This is a genomic window from Mesorhizobium sp. LNJC394B00 (genome assembly GCF_000502555.1).
Lineage (GTDB): Bacteria > Pseudomonadota > Alphaproteobacteria > Rhizobiales > Rhizobiaceae > Mesorhizobium.
In genome coordinates, this window is sequence record NZ_AYWH01000002.1 from 849,390 (window position 1) to 861,820 (window position 12,431).

10 protein-coding genes and 1 pseudogene are annotated in these 12,431 nt (G+C 64.1%); 5 read left to right on the forward strand and 6 right to left on the reverse strand.

The window, feature by feature from the left end:
• Window positions 1-63: 63 nt before the first annotated feature.
• The gene (locus tag X751_RS155135; RefSeq protein ID WP_023744333.1) at window positions 64-456 is read left to right on the forward strand and encodes a RidA family protein; all 393 of its coding nucleotides are present in this window, start codon (window positions 64-66) and stop codon (window positions 454-456) included.
• Between the two features lie 709 nt (window positions 457-1,165).
• Window positions 1,166-1,723, forward strand: a complete 558-nt coding sequence (locus X751_RS155130; protein ID WP_023744334.1) for a hypothetical protein — start codon at window positions 1,166-1,168, stop codon at window positions 1,721-1,723.
• 163 nt (window positions 1,724-1,886) lie between these two features.
• On the opposite strand, the gene carB is transcribed toward X751_RS155130, so the two are convergent.
• The 3 genes and pseudogenes from carB to X751_RS01000000163625 form a co-directional block, all read right to left on the reverse strand.
• Window positions 1,887-5,390 (reverse strand): carbamoyl-phosphate synthase large subunit, encoded by a 3,504-nt coding sequence (gene carB, locus X751_RS155125; RefSeq protein ID WP_023744335.1) that lies wholly within the window; start codon window positions 5,388-5,390, stop codon window positions 1,887-1,889.
• 234 nt (window positions 5,391-5,624) lie between these two features.
• Entirely contained in the window at window positions 5,625-6,677 is a 1,053-nt protein-coding gene (locus X751_RS155120; protein WP_348524483.1) for an SH3 domain-containing protein, read from the reverse strand.
• Between the two features lie 248 nt (window positions 6,678-6,925).
• Window positions 6,926-7,703, reverse strand: a pseudogene (locus tag X751_RS01000000163625) (metallophosphoesterase family protein).
• A gap of 179 nt (window positions 7,704-7,882) precedes the next feature.
• Between X751_RS01000000163625 and X751_RS155115 the strand changes: the two are divergent.
• Complete coding sequence (locus X751_RS155115; protein WP_023672423.1) at window positions 7,883-8,353, forward strand: nucleoside deaminase; 471 nt, start codon at window positions 7,883-7,885, stop codon at window positions 8,351-8,353.
• 20 nt (window positions 8,354-8,373) lie between these two features.
• On the opposite strand, the gene X751_RS155110 is transcribed toward X751_RS155115, so the two are convergent.
• Window positions 8,374-8,730, reverse strand: a complete 357-nt coding sequence (locus X751_RS155110) for a helix-turn-helix transcriptional regulator (RefSeq protein ID WP_023689740.1) — start codon at window positions 8,728-8,730, stop codon at window positions 8,374-8,376.
• Between the two features lie 199 nt (window positions 8,731-8,929).
• Between X751_RS155110 and X751_RS155105 the strand changes: the two genes are divergently transcribed.
• Entirely contained in the window at window positions 8,930-10,108 is a 1,179-nt protein-coding gene (locus X751_RS155105) for an MFS transporter (RefSeq protein WP_023744337.1), read from the forward strand.
• A 29-nt stretch (window positions 10,109-10,137) separates the two neighbouring features.
• Here the strand turns inward: X751_RS155105 and X751_RS155100 are convergent, their stop codons facing one another.
• The gene (locus X751_RS155100) at window positions 10,138-10,602 is read right to left on the reverse strand and encodes a MarR family winged helix-turn-helix transcriptional regulator (protein WP_023744338.1); all 465 of its coding nucleotides are present in this window, start codon (window positions 10,600-10,602) and stop codon (window positions 10,138-10,140) included.
• Window positions 10,603-10,783: 181 nt separating this feature from the next.
• Between X751_RS155100 and X751_RS155095 the strand changes: the two genes are divergently transcribed.
• A complete protein-coding gene (locus X751_RS155095; protein WP_023689743.1) occupies window positions 10,784-11,578 on the forward strand; it encodes an SDR family oxidoreductase in 795 nt (264 codons plus the stop codon).
• A 162-nt stretch (window positions 11,579-11,740) separates the two neighbouring features.
• Here X751_RS155095 and X751_RS155090 read toward each other — a convergent pair whose 3' ends face one another.
• Window positions 11,741-12,340 carry a LysE family translocator gene (locus X751_RS155090; RefSeq protein ID WP_023744339.1) on the reverse strand — a complete coding sequence of 200 codons (600 nt, stop codon included), beginning with the start codon at window positions 12,338-12,340 and terminating at the stop codon, window positions 11,741-11,743.
• Window positions 12,341-12,431 lie beyond the last annotated feature (91 nt).

The following is a 12,431-nucleotide window of genomic DNA, read 5'->3' on the forward strand; positions in this document are numbered from 1 at the left end:
AGCGAAGCGGAGGCTGGGTGAGGGGGCCTTGGCGCCAGCTTGGCAAACAAAGGGAGCATCACCGTGAAAAAAGAAGTCATCGAAGTGCCCGTGATGTCGGCCAAAGTGCGGGCGCTCGGGCTGCCTTGCTCGACGGCGGTAAGGGCCAACGGCTTCGTGTTCATATCGGCGACGCCGCCGGTGGACATGGTTACCGGCGAGATGGTGCGCGGCGACATCGAGGTGCAGACCGAGGCGTCGCTGAAGGCGCTGAAACACTGCCTGGAGGCCGCCGGCACCTCGCTGGACAATGTGGTGATGGTGCGCATCTACGCCGTCAATTCCGGCTTCTACAACGCCATCAACCGGGTCTATGCCAGGTATTTCAGCGTCAACCCGCCGGCGCGGAGTTTCGTGCCGGTGGCGTCATGGCCGATGGAGTTCGACATCGAGATCGAGTGTGTGGCAGTGGCGTAAGCTTACCTGTAGAGTTGGTCGAAGGCGGCGGCGAGACGCTGCCCAAGCTAGGCGACTGCGCCGCCTTGCCCGCAGCAACGGCCACCACTTGATCAACCGCTCGTCGAAGACAGGGTGTTACCGTGGCTCGCGCAATCCTGACGATGTCATCACCTGCTCTGACATCGACATGATGGGCCCGGTTCGGATGGCGCTTACTGCACAGGGGGGACGCCGTAGCCGGAGGGGATGAACGATGCATCCGCGAGCATCCGCTAGGTGACAGGGTATTAAGAATCGCGGAGTCGGTGCTGGCCCCCTCATCCGGCCGCTACGCGTCCACCTTCTCCCCGTTGGGGCGAAGAGGTTGGTGCGGCGCTTCAAGCCTCCTCTCTCCTCGGGGAGAGGTCAGCCGAGCGAAGCGGAGGCTGGGTGAGGGGGGCTGCGCCAACCTCAACCAAGGGAAATCATAATCACCAAATAATCGTCGATATACCAGCGCTGTCGGCCGCCGTGCGCGCTGGGCGTGCCCTTTCGCTGGTGACCAAGGGACGCGCTTGTGTTCGTCTCCGGCACGCCGCACCTCGGTGGTGCGCATCCACGCGCCAACATGGGCTCCCACAGCGTCGTCAGTGGCTTTCTTGTCTAAGACAAAGACAATGTCTAACCAGACAAGAATTGTGTTGCATCTCGTCCGAATCGTGTTATTGCTTATCCAGAGGATGGCCCGATGGACGGAAAAAAGTCTCGCAAATCACTACTTGATTTCCTCGACTACCTTGCAAAAAAGGGGTTGATGAACAAGGCAACAGCTAATGCCCGCAAGGCTGCAGCTAATAATGTTCTAAGTATTTTGGATGAAAATGAGGCTGACGACGTCACTGTGGTTGATATCGATCAGCTTTTTGTCCGATTCGCTAATCTCCAAGGCTCTAAATATAAGCCTGAGAGTTTGAATGTTTACAAAGGTCGTTTGAAGGCGGCGATCGTAGACTTTAAGAGCTATCAGAACAATCCAATGACGTTCCGACCTTCGGTCCAATTTAACGGGCGCAAGGCAGCGGAGAGACCGAAAACCATCGGTCAGGGCGAGGTAGGTCCGCCCGACCCGCCTGTGTTCCGACCGGTGGCGAGTGTTTCGGGCCCTCCCCCAGCATCTGTATCCGTCTTGCCTATACCAATAAGGCCCGATCTCGTCGTTCAGATACAGGGATTGCCTTATGATTTGACAGCAGCGGAAGCCAGTAAGATTGCGAATGTGATTCGCGCGATGGCGTCGACCGAATAGTTTCCCAGTCCAAATGGGAGACTAGCTCAGCCCAGCTGAGACCACGGGAGCCGCTGGCTCGGTGTCCAAAACCGATGTCCAGCGGCCCTCCTTGCCCGTACAAGTACTGGCTAGGATAGGATAGCTTATCATTTTGACGGCTGCAATCTGCGAACAAAATTCACTAGGCAAAATACTCCTGCAGCGGCCTGACCTCCAGGCTCCCTGCCTTCAGCGCCGCAATCGCCTCGGCCACCGCCGCCGCCCCCGACAGCGTCGTGTAATACGGCACCTTCTGCATCAGCGTGGCGCGGCGGAGCGACTTCGAGTCCGACACCGCCTTCTGGCCGTCCGTCGTGTTGAAGACGATCTGGACCTGGCGGTTGCGGATGGCGTCTTCGATGTGGGGGCGGCCCTCGAGCACCTTGTTGATCTTCTGCGCGTCGACGCCGTTCTCGGCGAGGAAGCGGGCGGTGCCGGATGTGGCGAGCACCTTGAACCCCTGGCCGGCGAGGCGCTTGACCGCCGGCAATATGCCTTTCTTATCCTCGTCGCGCACGGAGACGAACAGCGTGCCGGAGCGTGGCAGGTCGACGCCGGCCCCTAACTGGCTCTTGGCGAAGGCGAGCGCAAAGTCGCGGTCGAGGCCCATGACCTCGCCGGTCGAGCGCATTTCCGGGCCGAGCAATATGTCGACGCCGGGGAAGCGGGCGAAGGGGAAGACGGCTTCCTTGACCGCGATGTGGCCGGGGTTGCGCGGGTCGGGCATGGCGCCGTAATGGGCGAAGGCGTCTTCCAGTTTTTCGCCGGCCATGATGCGGGCGGCGATCTTGGCGATCGGACGGCCGATGGTCTTGGCAACGAAGGGCACGGTGCGTGACGCCCGGGGGTTGACCTCCAGCACATAGACCGTGCCGTCCTTGATCGCATACTGCACGTTCATCAGGCCGCCGACGTTGAGCGCGCGGGCAAGCGCCGCCGTCTGGCGCTCCAGCTCGTCGACCAGTTCGGAAGGCAGCGAGTGAACGGGGAGCGAGCAGGCACTGTCGCCCGAATGGATGCCGGCCTCCTCGATGTGCTCCAGAATGCCTGAGACGAAGGTCGACGTGCCGTCGCACAGGCAGTCGACATCGACCTCGATGGCGCCCGAGAGATAGGTGTCGAACAGAAGCGGGTTCTTGCCCAGCAGCGTGTTGATCTGGCCGGTCTTGTCGTTGGGGTATTTCTGCTTGATGTCCTCCGGCACCAGGCCGGGCACGGTGTCGAGCAGGTAGCTCTGCAGCATGCCCTCGTCATGGATGATCTGCATGGCGCGGCCGCCGAGCACATAGGAGGGGCGCACCACCAGCGGGAAGCCGAGTTCGCCGGCTACAAGGCGGGCCTGCTCGACAGAATAGGCGATGCCGTTCTTCGGCTGGCTGAGGTTGAGCTTGTGAAGCAGCTTCTGGAAGCGGTCGCGGTCTTCGGCGAGATCGATCATGTCGGGCGACGTGCCGAGGATCGGGATGCCGGCCTTCTCCAGCGCGTCGGCCAGCTTCAGCGGCGTCTGGCCGCCGAACTGGACGATGACGCCGACCAGTTCGCCCGAGGCCTGTTCGGCGCGCAGGATCTCCAGCACGTCCTCGGCCGTCAACGGCTCGAAGTAGAGCCGGTCCGACGTGTCGTAGTCGGTCGACACTGTCTCGGGATTGCAGTTGATCATGATCGCTTCATAGCCGGCGTCGCGCAGAGCGAAGGCGGCATGGCAGCAGCAATAGTCGAACTCGATGCCCTGGCCGATGCGATTGGGACCGCCGCCGAGGATGACGACTTTTTTTCGCGACGACACTTGCGCTTCATTGGCCAGCGCGCCGGCGAAGGGCACTTCATAGGTCGAGTACATGTAGGCGGTGGGCGAGGCGAACTCGGCGGCGCACGTGTCGATGCGCTTATAAACCGGATGAACGTCGAGCTTTTCACGAATCTTCGCAATCACTTCGGCGTCGGTCTTCGTCAGCGAGGCGAGGCGGGCATCGGAGAAGCCCATCGCCTTCAGCATGCGCAGATTGACGGCGTCCTGCGGGATGCCGTGCTCGCGGATGCGGGCTTCCATGGATACGATGCCGGCGATCTGTTCGAGGAACCACGGGTCGATCTTGCACATTGCGTGCACGTCTTCCAGCGAGGTGCCCATGCGGATCGCCTGCGCCACCATGCGCAGCCGGTCGGGTGTCGGCGTGCCGAGTGCGGCGCGAATGGCGTTGCGGTCGTCGGCGTGGTTGGCAGCTACGGCGCCGTGGCCGAGGCCGGGGATCTCGATTTCGTCGAGACCAGTCAGGCCGGTTTCCAGCCCACGCAGCGCCTTTTGCAAGGACTCCTGGAACGTGCGGCCGATGGCCATGACTTCACCGACCGACTTCATGGCGGTGGTCAGCACCGGCTCCGCGCCGGGGAATTTCTCGAAGGCAAAGCGCGGGATTTTTGTGACGACGTAATCGATGCTTGGCTCGAAGGAGGCGGGCGTGGCGCCGCCGGTGATGTCGTTCTCCAGCTCGTCCAGCGTGTAGCCGACGGCGAGCTTGGCCGCGATCTTGGCGATCGGGAAGCCGGTCGCCTTCGAAGCCAAAGCGGAACTGCGCGAGACGCGCGGGTTCATCTCGATCACCACCAACCGGCCGTCGGCCGGGTTGACGGCGAACTGCACGTTGGAGCCGCCGGTCTCGACGCCGATCTCGCGCAGCACCGCGAGCGAGGCGTTGCGCATCATCTGGTATTCCTTGTCGGTCAAGGTCAGCGCGGGGGCGACGGTGATGCTGTCACCCGTATGCACGCCCATCGGGTCGATGTTCTCGATCGAGCAGACGATGATGCAATTGTCCGCCTTGTCGCGGACGACCTCCATCTCATACTCCTTCCAGCCGAGCACGCTTTCCTCGATCAGCACTTCGGTGGTCGGCGAGGCGTCGAGCCCGGACTGGACGATGTCGTAAAATTCGGCGCGGTTGTAGGCGATGCCGCCGCCGGTGCCGCCCATGGTGAAGGACGGGCGGATGATGGCGGGCAGGCCGACATGGTCGAGCGCCTGGGCGGCAATCGCCATGCCATGGCTGATGTAGCGCTGCTTGCGGTCGCCTTCGCCGAGGTTCCAGCGGGTTTCCAGCGCGTCGAGCGCGGCATCGAGGTCGGCAGGCGCCTCGGCCTTGACGGCGGCGCGCTCGGCCTCATGGGTCTTGCGGTCGGCGTTCTTGACGTCGGTGGCATTGGCCAGCATCGACTTCGGCGTTTCCAGGCCGATCTTCTTCATCGCCTCGCGAAACAGCGCCCGGTCCTCAGCCTTGTCGATCGCCGTGGCGTCGGCGCCGATCATCTCGACATTGTAGCGCTCGAGCACGCCCATGCGGCGCAGCGACAGAGCGGTATTGAGCGCGGTCTGGCCGCCCATGGTCGGCAGCAGCGCGTCGGGCCGCTCCTTGGCGATGATCTTGGCGACGACTTCAGGCGTGATCGGCTCGATATAGGTGGCGTCGGCCAGTTCCGGGTCGGTCATTATGGTGGCCGGGTTGGAATTGACCAGGATGACGCGAAAGCCCTCTTCCTTCAGCGCCTTGCAGGCCTGTGTGCCGGAATAATCGAACTCACAGGCCTGGCCGATGACGATGGGGCCGGCCCCGATGATCAGGATCGACTTGATGTCGGTGCGTCTTGGCATCGTTGTGAGTTCCGTTCGGCGAGCGGCTTGCACGAAAAACCGGGACGGGAAGACCCGGCCGGTTGTGCTTGCGATTCTGGTATCAGGCTAGGAGGGCCTTATAGGGAAGAGTTTTGGGAGATGTAACCCCGAAAATGAGGCTATGCAGTAGGGATCAGGCAGTAGGGCTCAGGCAGCAGGGATTAGGCAGGAGCGAGGTTAAGCCGTCTATTGCCTATCCCTACTGCTTAACACCTAATCCCCCAGCGCGAGCTGATCCGTAATCTCAAACCGCTCGGCAGCGCCGATCCGGATCATGTTGAGGCTGCCTTCCCTTGTGAAGCGGAACTCGCTGGGCGAATCCGAGTTGGCCGGCATGCCGGCAGAGAAGGAGATGACGCGCGTGCCGCCATCGGGCCAGGTCACGATGATGTCGGCCTTGTCAGCGCCCTTGTGGACGATGTTGACGGCGCAGCGGGTCATCGGCTGGCCGACATAACGGGCGCAGGGGATATCCGTGGTAGCGCCGAGGGCGGGCGGGGGTTCCAGCCGTGCAACGGTTTGCGTAGCGGTCGCAGCTTTGGCCTGGTCTGGCCGTGGCGTCGGGGATGGTACCCCCGGCGCGGACGCCGTATCCGGCGCTGCTCCCGCAGACGCGGCGGCGGCGAGTTCCGGCGTCCCTGTGGCCTCCGTTGCCGGAGCCTCTGTGGCGGGGATTTCGTCCATCGGCGGGCTTTCATTGGCTGCGAAGGCAAGGCCGTAAGCATCCTGCATGGCGGTCCTGCCGATCTCGGCGGCGGATTTCGGTGCGCCTGGATCCGTGCCGCCAAGGCGCTCCGTCAGGTCGAGTGGGGCCGGCGCGGGTGCAGCCGGGGTGGGTGCACCCCGAGTGGGTACAGGCGGAGCGGCAGAGGCGGCAGGTGCAGTTGCTGGGGGTGTTGCGGCCACGTCGGCCTGCTGCGTCGGCATGTCGGGCGCGACCGCCGGGCCGCCGGCTTCAGCGCTGGCGGTCACCTGGGGCGGCGCGGCGTCAACTTCGACCACGGTCGGATTGTCGGGGATAAGATATCGCGCGGGCGCCCAGCCTTTGACCAGTGGATTGTCGATCTCCTCGACCTTGCACCAGCGGTGGCCGTCCACTTCGTTGCAGCCGAAATTCCTGACGCTCGAGCCGATCGGCAGACGCGCCTGGGTTCTGCCGACCGGCGACGGCGTGGCGCGGATGTTGAGGAGATCGCCTGGGCCGAGCTCGGTCACTATGGAAACGATGTCAGCAGGCGCGTCCTCGGCATTGGCCGGCAAGCTCACCAACAACGGGCCCACCACCAACGGACCCGCCAACAACCGGGCTGCCCGCAGGAGCGGAGCGCCAGTCAGTCGATGCAAAATGGTTCGGATTGTGCGCCTCATCATTTGGCCGTGCGCCGATTACCCTTGCGGCAGCAGTCCTGCCGTATGCCAAGGCGGTTTTATAAGGGACGATACGCGGCCATGTAAGTCTGAAAATGCGTCCGATGTTTGGTGCCGCGAGGCGGAAGCAGGGCGCAGCCATGCGGTCAAGCGGAGCCTTGCCAAGAGGGTTTCGGCATGAAGCCGGTCCTCAGCGCATGCGCCCATTCCGGTCGGCCCGCCTGTGCGGCCTGTCTCGCCGCCGCTTCGTGGTCGTAGTCGACGGCGATGGTCTCGAAACGGTCTGGACCATCGCCATCCAAGGTGAGGATGCCGTAGCGCGCATGCGGGCTGCCTTGCTCCGAAACATGCGCCGGGGGCGTGTCATCTTCATAGGCGGGGGCGCCGACGCTGCCGGGATTGAAGAGCAAGGGGCCGCCGGGGAAGACGGACCAGTTCCGCGCGGTGGCTGTGGCCGCACAGCACGATGCGGCAGGCCGGGTCCAGCGCCTGCAACCGCCGCTGAATAGCGGCAAGCGGCGCGCGCACCAGTTGGCCATCGACGATCGCGTCGAGCAGGTATTTCTCGTCATGGTCGGGCCGCGCATGGAAAGCGACCACGCCGGGAACAATCTCCAGCGTGAAGGGCAGGGCGAGCAGGGCTTCGCGCTGCGCTGATGTCAGCCGTTCCTGCGCATAGCGGTCTGAAGCCCACATCACATCGTCGGCCGGATCGACCGCGACCCGGCGGTCATGGTTGCCGCGCACCGTCGGCAGGTCGAGCGCTTCGAGCCGCTCGAACGTCTCGCGCGGCCAGAGCGGGCCGGAGACACAGTCGCCAAGGTTGACGGTGAGATCGGCGCCGCCGCGCCGCGCCAGATCGGCGAGCACGGCATCCAGCGCCAGCACATTGCCATGGATGTCGGCGAGAACGGCAATGCGCATGCGGCGGGCTCCTTGGTGCAGCCCGTTGAGGCTTGCGGCCCGTCTTCGTTATCAAGCCCCTGCCTTCATTATCAAGCCCTTGAGATCGTTCGAGACAGCCGGGAGCCCCGCCTATCGCGGAAGCACTCCATCTGCTAGCGTCCACGCCGCTCCAGAGTTCATCCGGGGGAGGACAGGCGATGACCCGCGACCAGATGGTTGCCCACCTTCGCGCCGCCAATGACGTCGCGCGCGAGACTGCCGCGCACGGGCACCATCCTTTCGGCTGCGTGCTCGTCGGCCCCGACGATCGCATCCTGATGCGGCAAGGCAACATCAACACCGTGCGCCACGCCGAAACCGAGCTCTCCCGGCGTGCCGCCGACACCTATCCGCCGGATTTCCTCTGGTCCTGCACGCTGGTCACAACCGGCGAGCCCTGTGCGATGTGCACGGGAACGCTGTACTGGGCGAATATCGGCCGGCTGGTCTACGGCTTCGAGGAGACCAAGCTTCTCGCGCTGACTGGCAACCACGCCGAGAATCCGACGATGAACCTCTCGTCGCGCACAGTCCTCGGCTCCGGGCAGAAGCCGGTCGAGGTCCACGGACCCTTCCCCGAGATGGACGAAGAGCTCCTCGCCCCGCATATCGGTTTTTGGCAGCGCTAGGACCTTGACCTCTGAACCGGTTAGCCCGGCATTTCGATGTCGTGGCCACCGACGATGGGCAGAGCCGGATCATCTCCGGCCGCCGCAATCACGCTGTCGAGCAGGCCGGGGAAGCGGGCGTCGAGGTCGGCGCGGCGCAGCGTGATCATCCGGTTGGTGCCGGCCACTTCGGCGCGGGTGACGCCGGCCTCGCGCAGTTTGGCCAGGTGATAGCTGAGATTGGTCTTGGAGCCGAGGTCGAGGAACCGGCTGCAGTTCAGCGGCACGCCTTCCTTGCTGGCGAGATAGCGCACGATGGCGAGCCGGGTCGGGTCGCCAAGCACGCCGAGCACGACCGGCAGGCTGATCTGGTCTGTATTGGGGTGCGGCAAAGTCATGGCCCGAAACTAAGCACAGTCGGTGGCGATTTCAACGCGTCGATCTTTCGCGGGCATGCACAGTCCGTTTCGCGATTGGCCCAATGGCTGTCCTGACACAGGGCTGTCAGCAGGCTTCAGCTATTTTCACCTGGCTTCATTGACATCATGTCCTGTTATGTCCAATTGTTCAATAAGTTTTGAACTAAGGACACGCCCTATGGACAAGCGCCTCTTCTGGCTTGCGCTCGGATCGTTCACGATCTCGACCGAAGGCTTCGTCATCTCCAGCCTGCTGCCTGATATCGCCACCGACGCCCGCATTTCCATTCCGCTCGCCGGCACGCTGATCACCGCCTTCGCGCTGGCTTACGCCATCGGCACGCCGATCCTGGCAACGCTGACCGGCGAATGGGACCGGCGCCGCGTCATCTTGTGGACGCTGGCGTTCTTCGTCATCGGCAATGTGGTGGCGGCGCTGAGCTCGTCCTTCGAGCTGCTGCTCATTGCCCGCATCATCATGGCGCTGTCGTCAGGCCTGTTTGCCGCGACCGCTCAAGGCACGGCGGTGGCGCTGGTCGATGACCACCACCGGGCGCGGGCCATTGCAGTCGTCGTCGGCGGAACCACGGTGGCGGTTGCGCTGGGTGCACCGCTCGGCGCGCTGGTTGCCACGATAGCCGGCTGGCGCGGGACCTTCTTTGCCATTGCCGGGCTCGGCGCGCTGGTCGGCGCCATCCTGTGGTACCGGCTGCCGCGCGGAATTGTCGGCACCAAGCTGCCGCTCAGGCGGCGGCTGGCTGCGGCGCTGCGCCCCGGCGTCATGCCGATCCTGCTGACCACCGCTCTTGCCCTGATCGGCGCCTTCTCGGTGTTTTCCTATATCGCGCCGCTGGCCATCCAGAGCGGCGGCCTCAGCCCGATTGCGCTGCCCGGCATGCTGCTCGCCTTCGGTGTCGGCGCCGTCATCGGCAACATAGCCGGCGGCCAGGCGGCCGACCGTTTTGGTGCGACGCGCACCGTCGGCTGGTCGCTGGCGCTGAGCGCCGTCATGCTGGTGATGCTCTCGGTCATCCCGACCTTCCTGCCGCAGCATCTCGCCGGGCCGGCATTGATGGCCATGATGGTGCCGTGGGGCATGGTCGGCTGGGCATTTCCGCCGGCGCAGGCCAGCCGCATCATCAAGCTGGCGCCCGACGCCGCCCCGATCGTGCTGTCGCTCAACGCTTCGGCCCTCTATCTCGGCGTGGCGCTGGGCGCTGTGGCCGGCGGCGCCGTGCTTCGCTACGGCGTGCCGGCCGACCTCGGCCTAGTCGCCGCCATCTTCCCGCTGATCGGGCTTGGCGTGGTGCTGGCCGGCCGCTGGGCGGCCCGGCCGGTCGCCATGCCGGCGGAATAGATCTTTGCAAAGGACCGGCGGCCGTTCTTTCAGCTTGAAGGGGCGGCCGCCGGCACGTCGTAGTCCAGCGCCGCGACTTCATCCAGCATAGCGCGCAGATCTGCCGCTCGTTGCGGGCCGACCAGCGCCTCGAAGCGCTGCTGAGCAGTGCTCCACAATTGCGTCGTCTCCTCGAGCTTGGTCTGGCCTTGCGGCGTCAGCCGCACCCGCTTGACGCGGCGATCGTCCTTGTCAGCGAAGGTGTCGACATAGCCGTCGCGGATCAGCGGCTTCAGCGTGTGGCCGAGCGCCGAGAGATCCATGACCATCGCTTCGGCTATCGTGCCCATCGCCGGCTCGTTGCTGACATCGATCTGGTAGAGCAGGCCGTACTGCGTGCCCTTCAGACCCGAAGGCGAGATTACATCGTCATAGAAGCGGCCGAGCTTGCGCGCGGCGCGCCGCAGCGTGGCGTTGTTGCAAAGGCTGAATCCCGGCAGCACGGTCTTGCTCATCACGACTCCTTGCCGGCAAAACCGCTGCCGGCCTGTCGCAGAAATAGTTTCTGCCGCCTCCGTTGACAAGATGGTGGTATATGCCTACTTCCCGGAAAGTGGTATATGCCACTAATTGGAGATCAGGGCGGGACAAGGGTTCATCGACCTGTCTCGCCGGGCAGAAAAAAGGAACAGGACAATGAGTGGACAGGACAACAAGGGTACCGCAGTCGTCACCGGCGCATCGGCCGGCATCGGCGCGGTCTATGCCGACCGGCTGGCCGGGCAAGGCTACGATCTGGTGCTGGTAGCGCGGCGCGCCGACCGGCTGGAGGAACTGGCTGAAAAGCTGCGATATGCTTACAAGCGCAAGGTCAGCGTGATATCAGCCGATCTTGCCGACGACAATGATGTGCGCCGCGTCGAGCAGGCGATCGCAGCCGACGACAGCGTCACGCTGCTGGTCAACAATGCCGGCATTGGTGGCCAGGCCGTGGTGGCAACGGCCGACGCCGACGAGGCCGAGCGCATGATCAAGGTCAACGTCATCGCCTTGACCCGCCTGACCCGCGCCGTTCTGCCGGGGCTTCTTGCGCGCAACCGCGGCGCCATCGTCAACATCGCCTCTGTGCTCGCCTATGATACCTCGTTCGGCGGCATCTACAGCGGCACCAAGGCCTATGTCGTCAACTTCACCGAGGCCCTGCACCGCGAAGTCGCCGGCACCAATGTGAAGGTCCAGGCGGTGCTGCCGGGCGCGACCCGCACCGATTTCTGGGAGCTCGCCGGTGGCGATATCGACAATCTGCCGAAGGAGATCATCATGTCCGCCGACGATATGGTCGATGCCGCGCTTGTGGGCCTATCCAGGGGCGAAGCCGTCACCGTGCCGGCACTTGCCGATGCGACCAAGCTCGACGCCTTCCTCGGCGCAAGGCAAGTCTTCTACGGCAGCCTGCACGCCGACAAGCCTGCTGCCCGCTACGCGGTCTGAGGAGAGAGCTGGTTCGCTTCGCGAACCAGGACCCCCACCCCACTCACTTCGTTCGCGACCCTCCCCACAAGGGGGAGGGTAAAGTGCGCGCTCCCCTACCTCCCCTTTGTGGGGAGGTCGGACCGCAGGTCCGGGTGGGGGTACTGGCGCCGACCTCTGCGTTTACGCTCCCCGCCACATCGGAATGATCGACGCAGCCAGCACCAGCGCCAGCACGATGTTGAGCGCGCGCCATTGCCATTCGGTCTTGAGCAGCCGTGCCAGCACCATGCCCGCCACGCACCAGATCGACAGCGAGATGGCTGCGGTGAAGCCGAAGGTCGAGCCGAGCAGCAGCGCGAGTTGTCCCGGACCGTCGGCAAGGGCTGCGAACGAGGCCGCCGCACCCAGTCCCATCGCCCAGCCCTTCGGGTTCATCCATTGAATGCCGGCGCCGCCGAAGAAGCTGTTGGGTTTTGCCATCGCCACATCGAGATCAGGCGGCCCGGCGCGGCCGATCTTGATTGCCAGCCAGATGAGATAGAGCGAGCCGATGATTTTCATCGCCAGTTGCAGCGAAGGCATAGCCAGCAGCAGACCGGCGAGCCCGGCGGCGGCAGCAGCGGTCACGGTGGCGAGGCCGGCAGCGCTGCCGATCAATAGGGGAACGGAACGGCGAAAGCCGAACTGCGCACCTGAAGCGGTCGACAGGGTGGTGGCGATGCCCGGCGTGACGGTGGCCACGAAGGCAAACAGGATGAGCGGAAACATGGGCTGCAACATGAGGCGTCCTCCATCGAAGGCCCCACGGTAGACTTCTGCATACTTCAGTAAATGCAATGTTTGCGATGGTTGGCATTAGCAGATATAATGC

Coding starts and splice junctions, on each gene's coding strand:
- X751_RS155130 (WP_023744334.1), top strand. CDS start 1,166: ATGGACGGAAAAAAGTCTCGCAAATCACTACTTGATTTCCTCGACTAC.
- carB (WP_023744335.1), bottom strand. CDS start 5,390: ATGCCAAGACGCACCGACATCAAGTCGATCCTGATCATCGGGGCCGGC.
- X751_RS155115 (WP_023672423.1), top strand. CDS start 7,883: ATGACCCGCGACCAGATGGTTGCCCACCTTCGCGCCGCCAATGACGTC.
- X751_RS155110 (WP_023689740.1), bottom strand. CDS start 8,730: ATGACTTTGCCGCACCCCAATACAGACCAGATCAGCCTGCCGGTCGTG.
- X751_RS155105 (WP_023744337.1), top strand. CDS start 8,930: ATGGACAAGCGCCTCTTCTGGCTTGCGCTCGGATCGTTCACGATCTCG.
- X751_RS155100 (WP_023744338.1), bottom strand. CDS start 10,602: ATGAGCAAGACCGTGCTGCCGGGATTCAGCCTTTGCAACAACGCCACG.
- X751_RS155095 (WP_023689743.1), top strand. CDS start 10,784: ATGAGTGGACAGGACAACAAGGGTACCGCAGTCGTCACCGGCGCATCG.
- X751_RS155090 (WP_023744339.1), bottom strand. CDS start 12,340: ATGTTGCAGCCCATGTTTCCGCTCATCCTGTTTGCCTTCGTGGCCACC.